This window comes from Diplocloster hominis (assembly GCF_032380655.1).
GTDB lineage: Bacteria > Bacillota > Clostridia > Lachnospirales > Lachnospiraceae > Diplocloster > Diplocloster hominis.
The window spans coordinates 129,994-145,605 of sequence record NZ_JAWDIY010000008.1; the positions used below are offsets into that span (position 1 = coordinate 129,994).

Consider the following 15,612-nt stretch of genomic DNA (forward strand, 5'->3'; position numbering starts at 1 on the left):
CTCTATTACGTATTGGACAACTCTTCGACTTTATAAATAATGAATATGAGAGAGAATGAGATTAATGAAAAACAAATACTAGCTAAACGTAGTCAATAATATCAAAAAACATAATTCCACGCCTCCTTATAATGGTCTAAGGCCCAGACAGGCCAAAGATTAAGGAGGCGTTTTATTATGCGCAAAACACTCGCCTACGGGCTCAGAACCCGCACCCCTAGCCACCTTGTTTTATGGGCAAGGGTAACTTTGTAAAAACCCGGGCCTGATTTGATAATCAGGTTAATCTGAAATGATAACAAAAATTTTGTGTAGAAGATATAGTTAATATACAATATCAAGATCGTAGATGCGGGAATACATATTCGGATTGTGTACATGCTTCACAAAAATCGAATCTTTTATGATAAAATTAAAATATACTTTGCAGCATCCTTAAATGCATGCCCTTCGGGCGGGGTGCAGCGTTTGCTGCTCATTTATAATCTAATTGCTATGAAGTAAAACAGGGAGGGTTCTATGAAGCAAAAAAACAATCCTGGCATGTACGAAAGTATTCAGCACTTTATGAATTCGGCGGCGAAGATTTTTGTTACCGGTGTCCGCAGTTCCGCATATCACTGGCACTACGATTATGAGTTCATAGCGGTTTTGAAGGGGAAAATAGAGGTGCTGTACGGCCTGTATGGCCCGGAGCCTCAAAAGCTGTCGGCAGGAGATATCATACTGATAAATCCCAAGGGGGTACATGGGGTACGGGGGATTGAACAGGATAACATCTGCCTTCTGATCCAGTTCCCCTCCAGCTTGTTTGAGCCAATCACGGCAGGGATGAAATACCATTTTTTTCTGAACAGTGCCAACGGACAATACCCTCCCAAATTACCTTACAGGCATTATCTGGACATCGCGGTCCGAACAGCACTAGCGCAGAGGAATGATGGACCGGATACCAACCTGCGGGTTAACGCGGGGCTGTACCTGCTGCTGGCAGATTTTCTGGCAAGTGTACAGTATGAACTGCGGTCCGCTCCGCTGAACAACGAGAAGGATACGGAGCTTGTTATGGCGATCAGCGGTTATATTGACCGGAATCTGTCGTCGGAGAATCTGCCGGATGATATTTACCGTACATTTGGACTCAGCGAAAAGGGGAGTTATCGGCTGCTGAAAGAGATCGTGGGACTGACCTTGAAGGAAATGATTGATGCGGCCCGCATCGAGCGGGCATGCGCATTGCTTCAGGACGGCAGCATTCCTCTGCAGATCGTCTCCGATGAATGCGGTTATTCAGGGGAGGCCACCTTTTACCGCAGATTCCGATCTGCGATGGGAATCACTCCGGGTGAATACCGGAAAGGAGCGGAGGCAAACGCGGTCAGCAACGACATACAGGATTATCTGTCATTTGATGAATGCGGAGTCGAGGCGTTATTGTGCCATTGGGCAGGACTGGAGGAATGACAATTGGGGATGACGAGGGAAGATCGGTTAAAATATACGGAAGCGGCAGAGAGCCTGGTAAGCCGGATGACATTAGAGGAAAAAGTGTTTTTGATGAGCGGTGAACATTCGCTGCAAAAAATAACAGAGGCAAAACGGGCAGGATTTCATTTTAATTATACTCCGTTCGGAGCCGGAGGCAATAAACGCCTGCAGGTCCCGGACCTTCGCTATTGTGACGGCCCCAGAGGTGTGGTGTGCGGGGAGGGAAAAGCGACTTGCTTTCCGGTTCCCATGCTGCGGGGAGCTGCCTTTGACGTGGAGCTGGAGGATGAGATCGGCGAGGCGATCGGTCGGGAAGCGCGTGCTTTCGGGGCAAATTTTTTTGGCGGTGTCTGCATTAATCTACCCTATCACCCTGGCTGGGGACGCAGCCAGGAAGTATACGGGGAGGACAGTTTCGCCATGGGGGCTATGGGCTCCGCGTTGGTCCGGGGGGTACAGTCCCAGCATGTGATCGCCTGCCTGAAGCATTATGCGTTTAACTCTATGGAGAACAGCCGGTTTGAGGTGGACATTGACTGCGATAAGCGCACGGAACGGGAAGTGTATCTTTCGCATTTTAAAGATTGTATCGATGCCGGAGCAGCGGCGGTGATGACAGCCTATAACAAATATAAGGGCGTGATCTGCGGGCATTCCGAGTATTTGCTGCGCAAGGTATTAAAAGAAGAGTGGGGCTTTGACGGCTTTGTAATCTCCGATTTTTTCTGGGGAATTACCGATACGGTGGAGGCGGCCAACGCAGGGATGGATGTGGAAATGTGTCATACCCGGTATTATGGAAAACAGCTGATCCAGGCAGTAAACTCCGGTCAGGTGAAACAGGAGGTTATCGATGATGCGGCGGTCCGCATAGTAAGGACGCTGCTGGCCTTTGAACAGTCTGATATAGAGAGCCGCAGTGTCTGTGCGGAAGAAGTGATTGGCTGTGAGGAACATGCGGAACTGGCATTGCGGGCAGCGCAGGAGGGTATTACTCTGATTAAGAATGAGAGGGACATATTACCGTTATCCAGGGGAGCAAAGAGGATCGCTGTTATTGGAAAGCTTGCCTCCAAGGCAAATACAGGAGATACCGGTTCCTCCGAGGTCTATCCAGCCCATGTGGTTACTATTTTGGAGGGAATCGTTGAGTCTGCTGCCGATTCGGAAGTATATTATTACGATGGGGATGATGTGGAACATATGAAACGCCTGGCTGAAAAGTCGGATGCGGTCATCTTTACGGTGGGGTTGGATTACCGGGATGAGGGTGAATTTGACCCCATAAAGGAATCGAATACCAAACGGGTCACTAGAGGCGGGGACCGGAAGAATCTGGGGCTGCATGAGCAGGATGTAGAAATGCTGAAGACTGTAGGGGCTGTGAATCCAAACTCTGTTGCTGTACTGATGGGAGGAAGTTCTATCACGGTGACAGAGTGGGAAACGTATGTACCGGCGATTTTATTTGCGTATTACCCGGGACAGGAGGGAGGAACCGCCGTTGCGCAGATCCTGTTTGGAGATGTGAACCCTTCAGGAAAACTTCCGTTTGTGCTTCCCAAAGAGGAGTCGGACCTTCCGGAAATCAACTGGGATGCCAAAAGTCAGCGCTATAACTATTATCATGGTTACCAATTGATTGAGAAAAATCATAAGGTACCATACCGACCCTATGGTTTTGGTATGAGCTATACCACTTTTGAACTCAGCGGGGAACGGTTCCGATGCTCCGATGACAGGATAGAGGCATCTGTGGTGATCAAGAACACGGGTGAGACGGCAGGGAGCGAAGTCCTTCAGATGTATGCCGGCTTTCAAAAATCCTGCATAGACCGCCCTGTGAAAACTCTGTGCGGATTCAAGCGGGTGAGGCTGCAACCAGGAGAGACCAGGCGTGTAGAAATCACCTGTTCCATTGAGAGACTTAAATATTATAACGAGACGCAGGAACGTTTTGAACTGGAACACATGGATTATGAAATCTATATCGGGACCTCCAGCGCGGCGGAAGATTTGCTAAGAGGTGTGATTAGCCTGTAAATCTTAATGCAGCCTATTTGTCGGCCGTTTTCAGCCGAATTGTCGGTGCACTTCCTGTGGAAAACAGATAAACTTATCTATAGCATTGAGAAAGAGGAGGTATACCTATGGGAATCAAATCACCCTTTATCTGTGAAATTGCACCGGATACATATGCGATCAATGAATTCGGGCTGGCAGCCATGTATCTGCTGGTCGGAGAAAAAGAGGCTCTGTTGATAGACACCGGTTGCGGGATCTGTGATTTGAAACAGGTTGTGGCTGGACTGACGGATAAGCCCTGCAAGGTGGCGATCACACATGGACATATGGATCATGTGGGAGGAATGGGCAGCTTTCAGGAAGTTTACCTGAACGAGAAAGACTATGATTTGGCAAGAGCGCTCAGCTATGAGGAACTGCGCAGCTATGCGGATGCGTTTGGAAAAGCAGGCAGTTATCAGGTATATGAATATTCGGCGGATGACGTGCCGGAACAGATACAGATGCCAAGGTTCATACCGCTTAGGGATAAGTCGAGGTTCGATCTGGGCGACAGAGTCGTGGAGGTGCATGAGATAGCCGGTCATACGCCCGGTGGATGTGTATTCCTAGATGTGGCGCACCGCCTGATGTTCAGCGGTGACTGCTGTAATGTGAATCTGCTGGCTCCTGACTGCAGCGTGGAAAAGACTCTAATGGAAGTACGAAAATTCAGGGCGCTGTCTGAAAGATTCGATCAAAACTTTAATGGACATGTAGGATATGTGGGAATGCCGACCTGTATGAGCCAGCCCAAAAGTGTTCCGGATGATCTGATCCATATCTGTGAAACCATATTGAACGGAGAAGGAACACCAAAGCCGTATGAGTTCCTGGGACATCATTTCATGGAGTTGAGCTATGGGAATGCCAGACTCTCGTATAACCCGGAGCTTTTGAAAGAAAATAAAGGATAAGCGCAGATCACAGGAGACAAGCAGATGATGACAAAGAATGCTGAAATGCGGGTTCAGGAAATTCTGAAATTGATGGGAAACCAGGAATTTGATCTGCAGGCGTACGCCGAAAGCGACAGCTACAAGGGAATCTGCAGGAATATGGAATGTATGCTTCGCTATCCGGATGAGGGCAGCAATGAGGCAATCGCATATTGGCGACAGAGAGGTCTGAAAAAGGAAATCCATGATGCGGATCAGCCTACGGCCAAATGGACATCCTATCTGCCGGTGAGCTGGACAGACGGGATCACGCTGGAAAAAAGATATCCGTTGCTGTTTGTGATGCATGGGAATAATAATCCGATCTACCTGGCTGAGACTTATGGATACACACACATAGCGGCCAGAGAAGAACTGATTACTATTATCCCTGAAAACGAATCGGCTGAAAATACAGACCGTCTTCTGGACTATGCCAAAGAACATTACCCGGTGGACTGGAGCAGAGTGTATATGGCGGGCTATTCCGGAGGCGGATGGATGACCAGCCGGCATGCTCTTCGCTGGCCGGAACGCTTTGCAGCGGTGGGTGTGGGAGGCATGATCTTTGCCAATGGTACTGCTGAGACATACTGGCAGGAAGATACCCCATGGCCGGGAGAGACGATCACAGAGGGGATGATAGAATATGCGGCCCGGGTAAAAATCCCCATGTGCGGTTGTATGGGGGAGCAGGAATTCATCAATATCCTCCCGCTGACAGAGGATAAACCGGCCACAATGGATCTGAACCGGGAAGCGCCTAACGGCCATCCGTCGCCTCACCTGGATCTGACATCAAAGAATAAAATAGCCTGTGTCAACAACTGGAGGTGTGTAGCAGGCTGTGAACCGCTGCTGGAAGAAGAGGTAAGAAAAACAGTACGGACTACTCCGAATATCGTAACGGAGAAACTGGGATTCCCTTTTGAAAAGACCTTTGTCCTGAACCGGGAAGGACGAAGCCACTATGTTGGAGACTGTGTAAATCCGTCCGGTGAAACCTTAGCACGGTTTATCTGTATGGAAAAATCCCCCCACTGGCCCAGTATGGCATTGGCCGAGCTTACCTGGGAGTTTATGCGACAATTCGCCAGGGACCCCAAAACAGGGGAATTGATTCATTTATGATAAATGGTGCATATGAAAAAGAGGGAAAAACGCACACAAGGAGGTAAATATGAAATTAGTGATTCGGGCTGACGATATTGGTTACAGTAACGTATGTAATATTGGATCATTTGAAGCCATCGACCATGGTGTCGTAACATCGGCGGATATCATGCTGGACACGCCGGGGACGGTGGATGCACTGGAAAGACTGCGGAATTATCCCTGGCTGTCCATTGGGTGGCATACACATTTCTGGGGAACGCCGGTTATCGGGGGTGAAAATGTCCCTACTCTTTTCGACCCGGCAAGAGACGGATTCCGAACCGATCTGGACGCTTCCGATATCAGCTTCGATGAGGCATTGGCCGAGTGCCGTGCCCAGATGGAGCTGTGTGTCAAAATTCTGGGACGCGCCCCTGATGTGGGGGGGAGCATGGTATCCGCCGACACACCCTTTGGCCGCGCTCTTCTGCAGGTTCATGAGGAGTATCATATAGTTACCGATTTTATGGGAAAAGATCTGGGAACCTCCCCAAAAATCTACAGCGCCTCAGAAAAATGGGCGGACCGGAAGATCTTTGTACGCGGCATACAGGAATATTGCGCTCCGCTTCGGGCAGAGCCTCTCACCCCAGCAGGATGGACAGATTCCATTACAGCCCTGGAACGATACGATCCCATCCGATTCTATATAGAAGATGAAAGCCATCTGCTGGAAGTTCCGGAGGACAGCATAACCGTTCATGCATGGCATCCCGGCTATGTGGACTATTATGTATACCGCCGTGGCGACCACACCCCGGCTGCCTATTGTTTCAAAGACATCCGTACGGTAGACGTACATGCCCTCTGCTCACCGCAAGTAAAAGAATGGCTAAAGAGCAACCGGGTCGAGCTGATCAATATGAGAGACGCCCTATATGGAACGAATGAATACCAAAACCATCTGCGCGCGATTGGCAGTGAGCTTGCCCTTTGAGCATGCATATATCATGAAACCCGGAGTGACATCTGGGTTTCATTTTTTGTGTATGGGGAGAACCGCTCCTGCTCTAATTAATACAAAGTTCCATGTTCTTAGAAATTAGTCAAAAAATGAGAATAAAACGTGTCTGATGTGACAACAAAAGCTGCCCTGGGATTGGTACACTGCAAATTAGGATGGGAGAAGGAGGGAAAGGAGAGGGGCAGGGATGAGAGAATATGAGATTGTGGAGCACGCTTCTTTGGAGGACTTAAATGTTTTTCTGGTGGAGATGACCTATCGGTGCTCCCATGTGCACAAAGAATTTGAGCTGTTGGTTGTACTGGCCGGGACGATTGTGATTTTGTATGGGCAGAGGCAGCGGGAATTCCACAAATCGGACGTGATCATTATTAATCCCCGACAACCTCACGAGATACACGCACTGACGGAGAACGCCATTATATTGTCTGTACAGGCGGCGGCCGGTTTTTGCAGAAAGATTTATCCGGATCTGTGCAATGTCGAGTTTGATAGGAATTATCTGGAGGATATTCATTCTTTTGGGTGGGAAAAGAGTGTGTATGACAGATTATTTGAACTGGCGCTGAACTATTTTGAAGGCAGGGAACAGTATGGCTTTTTTTGCCTGTCCTGCTTGTATGAAATTTTCGGACTACTCTTAAGACATCAGCCCTGGCATTGTATCTCGGAGCAGGAGAAGAGCAAAAGATATTGCAGGGGAAAACGTCTGGAGCGGATTACAGATTATATCGACTGCCACTATACGGAGAAGCTTTTGCTGGAAGAGGTGGCTTCCAGGGAAGGGATTTCCGTTTCCTATGCTTCTCATTTTTTCAAAGATAATCTGGGGATATCTTTTCAGGAATATCTGACGCTGCTTCGGTTTGAAAAAGCCCGCAGGCTGGTGGAGCAGACCGGTAGGAATATTACGGAAATCAGTCTGGAGTGCGGATTTTCCGATTGTCGTTATTTGAATGGGATCTATCAAAAACAGTTGGGTTATACCCCGATGGAGTATCGCAGAGCGCATGATACACCTGTACAAAAAAGAAGTACAGGACGATTGATTAACACGCAGAGAATTATTTCTAGGTCTGACAGTATTCAATTGCTTCAACTGATCATGAAAAGAGGTGATTACTTTTAGGGGGAGTATTAAGGTTAAAGGCTTTGCATTGATTTACGCAGTTCAAGAGTTTTAAGATTATGTACTGTTTTGTGGAATTAAAAAAGCTTATTTGTCTGCGGGCCTGAGCAGGATTGTCAATGTGAAACGTAGAGAAGAAGAATAAACTATACCATACATTGTAGTAGAAAGGAGGAAGAAAAAGGATGGTACAGGTAAAAACCAAACTAGGTATTGTGGAGGGGATTTTTGATGGGGATGAAGAGCATCTGCTTTTTGCAGGGATTCCCTATGCGCAGCCTCCTGTGGGGGAGCTGCGTTTTAGACCGCCACAGCGGATGCGGCCATGGCAGGGAGTGAAAAAATGCGGTGCGTTTGGTCCGGCCGCCATGCAGAAAGTGATCGCGATATCGCCAGGTAAGCGATGGATGTGCTATGGACAGGAGTTCTTTATATCCGGGCGGGAAGGTGTGAGTGAGGACTGTCTGTATCTGAATTTGTGGCTGCCCGCCGGCGGCCTGGAACGTGCAGAAAAGCTGCCGGTGATTGTGATCATCCATGGGGGGAAATTCAACAGCGGAGCGGGAAGCGTGCCGGTGCTGAACGGACGTAATCTGAGTTCAGAGGGCGTGATTGTTGTCACAGTTAATTATCGTCTCGGTATCTTTGGTTTCCTGGCGCATCCGGAGCTGTCAAGAGAAAGCGAATATCAGGTGTCGGGAAACTACGGGATTTTAGACCAAATCGCGGCGCTTCAGTGGGTACAGGAAAATATAGAATGCTTTGGCGGCGATCCCGGCTGTGTCACCATCGCGGGTGAATCGGCGGGAGCGGGAAGCGTACTGGCACTGTACCAGTCGCCGCTGGCGAAAGGCCTGTTCCACCGGGCTTTTGCCCAAAGCTGTGCGCTTTTTGATGTAAGGGTTGATATGAGCCGGCAAAGAGAGGTGAATCTGGCGAACAGGGAACGGGAAGGTGAGGAACTGTTACGGAGGGCCGGGGTGTATACTGCGGCAGAGATACGTGCGATGGCAGCGGAAAAGCTTATGGAACTGACTGGAGAATGGAGCCCCATAATCGATGGTTACCTTCTGCCGGGAGATTACAGGGAAGTGTTTGAGAACCACAGTCAGAACGATGTGCCGCTTCTGTTGGGAAGCAATTCGGACGAAGGGGTAATTTTTACTAAACCTCATATGGATGAACCTGGTTTGAAGCAAGAATTACAGAGGTTGTACGGAGATAAGGCAAAGGTTGTGGCAGAGCTTTATTTTGACGGGAAAACCGGGATGCCGCACGCTTGGTATCATGAGAGAAGAGACCGGATTTTTGAACATAACATGTATGTGTGGTCCGTCCTGCAGTCGCGCTATGGAAAATGTCCCGCTTATCTGTATTATTTTGACAGAGCGGTACCGGAAGTTGGATTCGGAGCTTTTCATTCGGCAGCTCTTAAATATTTCTATCAGAATCTTACGTGTACAGAAGCGGTCTGGGAGGCTGCTGATTATGAACTGTCGCGCCGAATGACCCGGTACCTGCTCCAATTTATGCGTTATGGGGATCCAAATGCGCAGGGACTGGAAAGATGGCTGCCATTTTCAGAAAGCCCGGATATGACGATGGAACTTGGTGAACATGTTGGAATGATTCACCTGCCGCATAAAAAAATGCTGGAAGTATTGACGGATATATATGGGCTGTGAGCGAAATAGTCTCTGCGGATTGAACAGGAAAGTCTGAAAATGAGAGCGTATTTTGCAAAAACTGACAACAATAAATCGGGAAAGACTGTTATAGTACATATAGTTCAGTAAAAAGCCATGTAGTGGAAGGGGAAGATGAAAATGGACGATCATAGCGAGGTGCTGTTGAGTTGTAAAGATGTCTGTAAAAACTTTGGAGCTACCCGAGCGCTGATTCATGTGGATTTTGAGCTGAGACAGGGCGAGGTCTGCGGACTGATCGGTGAGAACGGCAGCGGCAAATCCACACTGACATCGATTTTTGCCGGTGTACAGCCTCAGACGAGCGGAGAGCTCTTCCGGGCGGGACAGCCCTACAGACCGGCAAATATGGTGGAGGCACAGAAAGCCGGTGTGGCCATGATAGTACAGGAGGCCGCCACGCTGCCTACGATTGATGTAGCCAGCAATATCTTTATCGGCAATTATGAGCTGTTCAGCAAGAACGGTCATCTGGATGTGAAAAAAATGCACCGGGAAGCCGACAAGATTCTGAAAGAGATTGGAGTCGAGGATATCAAAGGTTCTACGCTGCTGGCGGAACTAAATTTTGAGGACCGCAAGATCATAGAGATCGCCCGTGCCATGTATCTGCAGCCGGAGATCCTGATTATCGACGAGTCGACTACGGCTCTGGCCCAGAAGGGCCGTCAACTGATCTATCATCTGATCGATCAGATGCGCAGTGAAAAGAAAGGGGTCATCTTTATCTCACATGATCTGGAGGAGCTGGAAGAGGTCTGTAACAAGATCACCTGTCTGCGTGACGGGGTTCTGGTAGGGCATCTGGAAGGCGCAGATATCACCACTGCAAATATGCGCCCGTTAATGGTGGGACGCGAGCTGGAGGGCAGTTATTACCGGGAAGACTGGGATGGTTCCAGCGCCGGCGAGGTGGTACTGGATATCAGACATATCACTTCGGAAAACGGGTATGTCCAAAATTTCAGCATTCAGCTTCACAAAGGCGAGATCCTGGGCTTCGGCGGTCTGGCGGGCTGCGGAATGCACGAGGTGGGACGCATGATTTTTGGCCTGGACAAGACGGTAACCGGTGAAGTAGTGCATGTACCTTCCGGAACGAAGATAACAAAAATCGATGATTCGATCCGGCATAATATAGGTTATGTATCCAAAGACCGTGACAATGAATCCATCATTTTAAATGCCAGCATTCAGAACAATACCGTGATGGCCTCATATAAAAAACTTTCCAGGAGAGGGTTCATAGCACCTAAAGCGGAAAGGAGACTGTCCGACAATCAGATCGAAACCATGCGAACCAAATGTTTGTCAGGTAAACAGTTCTGTAATCAGCTGTCCGGCGGAAATAAGCAGAAGGTAGCCTTTTCTAAATGGTTGGCGGCGGGAAGTGAAATCTATATCCTGGACTGCCCGACCAGAGGAATTGATATCGGAGTGAAAGCCGCTATGTATCAGCTGATCTATCAGTTCAAGATGGAAGGCAAGGCGATTATTATGATTTCCGAAGAGCTGCCGGAACTGATCGGTATGAGCGACAGGATGATTATCATGAAAGAAGGCAGGATCACCGGAGAGGTCACACGAAGCAAAGAAGTCACGGATACAAAGTTAATAGAGTACATGGTATAAGGAGGGAAGAACAATGCAGGAATCATCGAATAAGCAGGCGGCAGAGGATTTGATACAGCAGAGCCTGAATCGAGAGGCAATGAAGAGAGAGCGGTTTACCCAGATTCTTCCTTTTGTTGGAATTATACTTCTGGTTACGTTCTTTACGCTGACGACGGGAGGACGCTTTGTGGCGGTGGAGAATCTGAAGCTGCTGCTGAACCAGTGCTTTACCATGGCGATCGTGATGGTGGGTGCCATTTTCTTGTATTCCCTCGGGTCTCTGGACATGGCCATTGGGCAGGTGCTGGGCGTATCTTCTCTGGTGCTGGCGGTATTATATAATCTGGGACTGCCGATTCTGTTCTGTCTGTTGGCGGGAATCCTGGTGGCGGTAGGCTTCATGTGCATAACGGCAACGGCGAAGAATTATTTAAAACTAAACCCGTTTATCGCATCTTTGTGTGTATCCAATATCAGTTCGGGGATCGTAGTGGCGGTTGCAAAACAAGGTAAGATTACATTCCCATACAGTAAAGCCCCATGGCTGAATAATACGTCTACAAAGGTGCTGGTGCTCATAGCCCTGATCCTGATCGGCTATGTGTTGTATAACTATACCGGATTCGGAAAGTCTTTGAAAGCCATAGGAGGAAGTCCCGTGGTGGCGCGTATCAGCGGGATTAAAGTAGAGAAGGTTACCTATCTGGCATACATATTAATTGGTGTTATGATCGGAATTTCGGCTTTGTTCACGGTAGCTAGAAGCGGCGCGGTGGACCCTTCGGTGGGAAGCAGCATGAACCTGAATGTCATGATTGCGATTGTGCTGGGAGGTTTCCCGCTGTCGGGAGGAGCTAATGCGAGATTTTCAGCTCCGCTGATCGGTGCGCTGATGGTTACGGTTCTGACCAACGGACTGGCTATGATGGGGCAGGCGAATGCACTGGGGTATGGAATCAAGGGATTGCTCTTTATTATCGTTGTGGCGCTGACCTATGAGAAGAGTAAAGGGAAGCTGATTGATTAGGAGAATTTGGGAGTAAGCGGCTAAAAGACAGCCGCCAAGTGCTCTTAACAAAAAAGTAAAAATAAGAAAAGGAGAAGAAGAGTATGAAAAAGAAAATGTTGTCCCTGCTGATGGCGGGAGTAATGGTGCTGTCTTTATTTGGATGTGGAAGCAAGGGAGAAGAGGCTGGAAAGTCCGCTACACAATCAGAGCCCGCTGCGGATACAGGTACGCCGGCGGATAACGCAGATACTGCCGGAGAAAAGGATACGGAAGATAAGGGTATCGACGGGAAAACGGAAGGTAAGGACACCTTAAGCGCAGAGGGAATGGGAGGTTATAAGATCGGATTTTTCTATCTGCCGGCATCGGATAAGACATCTCAGGCTTTCCGTGACGCATTGGATTACTGTGCGAAGTTGACCAACTGCGAGATGGAATATTATGATATGACCGCGTTTAGCTCAGAAGATATCAGCACTGCTTTTGAGACATTAGTATCCAATGGATGCGACGGTATCGTCAGCGTTTTGGGTTCGTCTCCGGCGTTATACGAGTATCTGAATGAGAATGAGGTTTATTATGTAGGGCTGACCCGTTCCTATACGGAAGAACTGGCTAAAGTAGTAGATGCATCGGATTTTTGTGCAGGCTGGGTCGGCGATTTGGGCGGAGAGGAAGGAGTTAACTTCCAAAACGGGTACGACCTGGCACAGGTGCTGGTAAAAGATGGCTGTAAGAAAATCGCCGTCATAGGGGGCAGCGAGGGTGAGACAATGAATGATGAACGTGTGGCCGGAGTGGAAGCTGCTGCCGCCGAAGCAGGAATGGAAGTGTTGGCTACTTACCGTGGAAGCGACGCTGCCACCGGTTTCTCAGATATTTTGGCAGCCTATGGAAATGATCTGGATGGCATTGCCTGGACCGGCGGCGGTGACCAGGGGGTAGCTGCGATTCAGTCTGCCGGACTGTCCGGAAAAGTGAAACTGGTCCAGATCGATGCGGCAAGCGAGACCAGAGAGTATATGGAAGCAGGGCTGCTGGCCGGCACGCTGGCCGGAGGTACCACCTATATGATGGGCGCTTATATGCAGTTGTTCAACGCCATGTCCGGCGCAGACCGTCTGTTCAATGAAGGATCCAAGATTGTTCCTCAGTTTAACGGCTTCGTAGTAAGCAGCGTCGATGAGTGGGATCTGGCGGAATATTGTACTATGGGCGAGGTTCCCGGCGGGATATTGCCGGATGAGCTTCTCTCTCTGAATTCCCTGTGCAATCCGGGTATGAGCGTGGAAGAACGGGAGCAGTTATTAAAGGATTATCAGAATCCGGAATACTGGAATGTTACGGCGATTAACGAACGTGTATCGGCCTATCTGAAATAATACAGGTTATCAGTATGCCGCGTGGGGGACGCAAATAGCCCCGGACGGATATGAGATGGAGAATGCAAAATGAAAGAAAAAGCGAAGATATTTAATTGGTGTAAAGCGTTTGTTCTGCCTCTGGCTGTATGGGCAATCTTTTCAATCATTACTGCGGGACGGTTTGCGACACTGACCAGTATTCTGTCCGTCTTAAGAACGGCAGTAGTTCCCCTGTTACTGGCCATGACCTTGTCCTTTGGGATGACCATGAACATGTGGAATTTCTCGGCAGGCGCGGTTGTGTATGCATGCGCCATCTTTGGAGCCATGTTTGCAGGCAAGTTGGATATGGGTATCCCGGGTTTGTGCATATTTTCTATTCTGATCGGGATCATCCTGTGTACGCTGATGGGAATCCTGTACCGGCAGTTCCGGGTTCCCTGCCTGGTGCTTTCCCTGGGGGTGGCCATGGTGGTGGAGGCTCTGCCCGGCATTTTTATAAAAGACGGTACGGGTAAGATCAGTCTGCTGGACGGTTATCTGGGATCTGCGCCCTGGTGTTACATCATTGTGATTCTTATGTTTGCCATATTCGCTTATATTAATAGCTGCACGACACTGGGCGCAAATATGAGAGCAATCGGGGCAAATATAAAAATTGCGGATAGCGCGGGAATCAATATTGACAAAACGAAGTTTATTTCTTTCGTTCTTTCCGGGTTATTCCTGGGAGTCGCAGGTATCGTACATATGTCGGCAAATGTATCGGTTACCGGAGTTACGGGTTTTGCTTCTGCAAGTATGATTTTTGATGGGATAATGGGAGTATTCGTGGCACAGGTTCTGGCCAGATATATTAATTATAATGTTGCGATTATTATAGGTACCATTACCATCCGTATGCTGAGCGCCGGCCTGGTTGCCTGTGGTTTCAGCTCTGAGATAAGGGGAATATTGACCGGTGTATTCCTGTTTGTGGTAGTAAGCTACTCTACCAATGCAGGACTGCTTGAACGGATCCGGTCGCGAAAAAGAATTGCGGAACAAGCGAATGAAGAGTATTCGAAAATAGAAGGAAGAATATAAAAAAATTAAGGAGGATAACAGATATGAAATCAAGATTCAAATTTACAGCAGGTCCATGGAATGTCAATGAAGGGGTGGAGGCCTTTGGACCGGGCGTCCGAGAGACGATAGATCTGGAAGCGAAGGTGAAGAAGTTTGCTGAGATCGGGTTATCCGGTGTACAGTTTCACGACGATGATGCGGTCCCGGATATGAATAACATGAGTGAAAAACAGATCGTCGACTATGCGAAGGACGTGAAGTCTATGCTGGATAAGTACGGTATGACAGCAGAATTCGTAGCCCCCAGACTGTGGATGGATCCCCATACCACGGACGGCGGCTTTACATCTAACAGCAAAGAGGACTATGAATTTGCCATGTGGCGGGCGAAACGATCCATTGATATCGCGAATGCCCTGGGCGCAAAAAATGTGGTTCTGTGGCTGGCCAGGGAGGGGACCCTCTGTGCGGAGAGCAAGGACCCGGTGGAGAAGATCGGACAGTTGATTACATCCATCGATGAGATGCTGGCCTATGATCCCAAGATTAAGATCCTGATTGAATCCAAGCCCAATGAGCCTATCGACCGCAGTTACTGCGGAACCATCGGGCATGTTATGGCAGTTTCCGCCGCATCAAAGGATCCATCCCGTGTGGGTGCCGTGCTGGAGTCCGCACATGCGATTCTGGCAGGACTGGATCCGGCCAATGAGATGGCCTTTGCTCTGAAGTTCGGAAAACTGGGTTCCGTCCATCTGAACGACCAGAACGGCTGCCGCTATGACCAGGATAAGACCTTCGGTTCCGAGAACCTCAGAAACGCTTTTAACCAGATCAAAGTACTGTGTGATCATAATTACGGCGCTAACGGCGAGATGGTGGGCCTGGACGTAAAGGCTATGCGTACCCAGAAGCCGGATGATCAATACCGCCATATCCAGAATTCCATGAAGCTGGCAATGATGATGGAGCAGAAGGTTGAGAAGTTTGACCGCGCTTTCCAGGCGGAGTGCATTAAGGAACGCAATTACGAGAAACTTGAAATGTATGTGATGGAACTGCTGCTAACGGATTGATTCTTCTTCCTTTTTGCAGCGGAAGAATATTCTGATT

General features: G+C 48.7%; 12 protein-coding genes. All 12 read left to right on the plus strand.

The features are described from left to right. The first annotated feature begins 519 nt into the window (after positions 1–519). The 12 genes from ABC831_RS09610 to ABC831_RS09665 all read left to right on the plus strand — a co-directional run bounded on the left by ABC831_RS09610 (position 520) and on the right by ABC831_RS09665 (position 15,575). Positions 520–1,464 (plus strand): AraC family transcriptional regulator, encoded by a 945-nt coding sequence (locus ABC831_RS09610; protein ID WP_343247928.1) that lies wholly within the window; start codon positions 520–522, stop codon positions 1,462–1,464. A 9-nt stretch (positions 1,465–1,473) separates the two neighbouring features. Beyond that, on the plus strand, positions 1,474–3,531 hold the full coding sequence (locus ABC831_RS09615; RefSeq protein WP_343247929.1) for a beta-glucosidase family protein: 2,058 nt from the start codon (positions 1,474–1,476) through the stop codon (positions 3,529–3,531). A 107-nt stretch (positions 3,532–3,638) separates the two neighbouring features. Further along, positions 3,639–4,469, plus strand: a complete 831-nt coding sequence (locus tag ABC831_RS09620) for an MBL fold metallo-hydrolase (RefSeq protein ID WP_343247930.1) — start codon at positions 3,639–3,641, stop codon at positions 4,467–4,469. Between the two features lie 24 nt (positions 4,470–4,493). After that, complete coding sequence (locus tag ABC831_RS09625) at positions 4,494–5,621, plus strand: alpha/beta hydrolase family protein (protein ID WP_343247931.1); 1,128 nt, start codon at positions 4,494–4,496, stop codon at positions 5,619–5,621. Between the two features lie 49 nt (positions 5,622–5,670). Then, positions 5,671–6,582 (plus strand): ChbG/HpnK family deacetylase, encoded by a 912-nt coding sequence (locus ABC831_RS09630; RefSeq protein ID WP_343247932.1) that lies wholly within the window; start codon positions 5,671–5,673, stop codon positions 6,580–6,582. A 214-nt stretch (positions 6,583–6,796) separates the two neighbouring features. After that, the gene (locus ABC831_RS09635; protein ID WP_343247933.1) at positions 6,797–7,738 is read left to right on the plus strand and encodes a helix-turn-helix domain-containing protein; all 942 of its coding nucleotides are present in this window, start codon (positions 6,797–6,799) and stop codon (positions 7,736–7,738) included. 185 nt (positions 7,739–7,923) lie between these two features. Then, on the plus strand, positions 7,924–9,423 hold the full coding sequence (locus ABC831_RS09640) for a carboxylesterase/lipase family protein (RefSeq protein ID WP_343247934.1): 1,500 nt from the start codon (positions 7,924–7,926) through the stop codon (positions 9,421–9,423). A 141-nt stretch (positions 9,424–9,564) separates the two neighbouring features. Next, positions 9,565–11,076: a sugar ABC transporter ATP-binding protein gene (locus ABC831_RS09645; RefSeq protein ID WP_343247935.1), complete on the plus strand. Its 1,512-nt coding sequence runs from the start codon at positions 9,565–9,567 to the stop codon at positions 11,074–11,076. A gap of 13 nt (positions 11,077–11,089) precedes the next feature. Further along, complete coding sequence (locus ABC831_RS09650) at positions 11,090–12,085, plus strand: ABC transporter permease (protein WP_343247936.1); 996 nt, start codon at positions 11,090–11,092, stop codon at positions 12,083–12,085. A gap of 83 nt (positions 12,086–12,168) precedes the next feature. Beyond that, positions 12,169–13,449 carry a substrate-binding domain-containing protein gene (locus tag ABC831_RS09655; RefSeq protein ID WP_343247937.1) on the plus strand — a complete coding sequence of 427 codons (1,281 nt, stop codon included), beginning with the start codon at positions 12,169–12,171 and terminating at the stop codon, positions 13,447–13,449. Positions 13,450–13,518: 69 nt separating this feature from the next. Further along, positions 13,519–14,517: an ABC transporter permease gene (locus ABC831_RS09660; protein ID WP_343247938.1), complete on the plus strand. Its 999-nt coding sequence runs from the start codon at positions 13,519–13,521 to the stop codon at positions 14,515–14,517. A 23-nt stretch (positions 14,518–14,540) separates the two neighbouring features. Then, complete coding sequence (locus ABC831_RS09665; RefSeq protein ID WP_343247939.1) at positions 14,541–15,575, plus strand: TIM barrel protein; 1,035 nt, start codon at positions 14,541–14,543, stop codon at positions 15,573–15,575. Positions 15,576–15,612 lie beyond the last annotated feature (37 nt).

Bases quoted from the DNA above. Each gene is read 5' to 3' on its own strand.
- ABC831_RS09610 (WP_343247928.1), top strand. From the start codon at position 520: ATGAAGCAAAAAAACAATCCTGGCATGTACGAAAGTATTCAGCACTTT.
- ABC831_RS09615 (WP_343247929.1), top strand. From the start codon at position 1,474: ATGACGAGGGAAGATCGGTTAAAATATACGGAAGCGGCAGAGAGCCTG.
- ABC831_RS09620 (WP_343247930.1), top strand. From the start codon at position 3,639: ATGGGAATCAAATCACCCTTTATCTGTGAAATTGCACCGGATACATAT.
- ABC831_RS09625 (WP_343247931.1), top strand. From the start codon at position 4,494: ATGATGACAAAGAATGCTGAAATGCGGGTTCAGGAAATTCTGAAATTG.
- ABC831_RS09630 (WP_343247932.1), top strand. From the start codon at position 5,671: ATGAAATTAGTGATTCGGGCTGACGATATTGGTTACAGTAACGTATGT.
- ABC831_RS09635 (WP_343247933.1), top strand. From the start codon at position 6,797: ATGAGAGAATATGAGATTGTGGAGCACGCTTCTTTGGAGGACTTAAAT.
- ABC831_RS09640 (WP_343247934.1), top strand. From the start codon at position 7,924: ATGGTACAGGTAAAAACCAAACTAGGTATTGTGGAGGGGATTTTTGAT.
- ABC831_RS09645 (WP_343247935.1), top strand. From the start codon at position 9,565: ATGGACGATCATAGCGAGGTGCTGTTGAGTTGTAAAGATGTCTGTAAA.
- ABC831_RS09650 (WP_343247936.1), top strand. From the start codon at position 11,090: ATGCAGGAATCATCGAATAAGCAGGCGGCAGAGGATTTGATACAGCAG.
- ABC831_RS09655 (WP_343247937.1), top strand. From the start codon at position 12,169: ATGAAAAAGAAAATGTTGTCCCTGCTGATGGCGGGAGTAATGGTGCTG.
- ABC831_RS09660 (WP_343247938.1), top strand. From the start codon at position 13,519: ATGAAAGAAAAAGCGAAGATATTTAATTGGTGTAAAGCGTTTGTTCTG.
- ABC831_RS09665 (WP_343247939.1), top strand. From the start codon at position 14,541: ATGAAATCAAGATTCAAATTTACAGCAGGTCCATGGAATGTCAATGAA.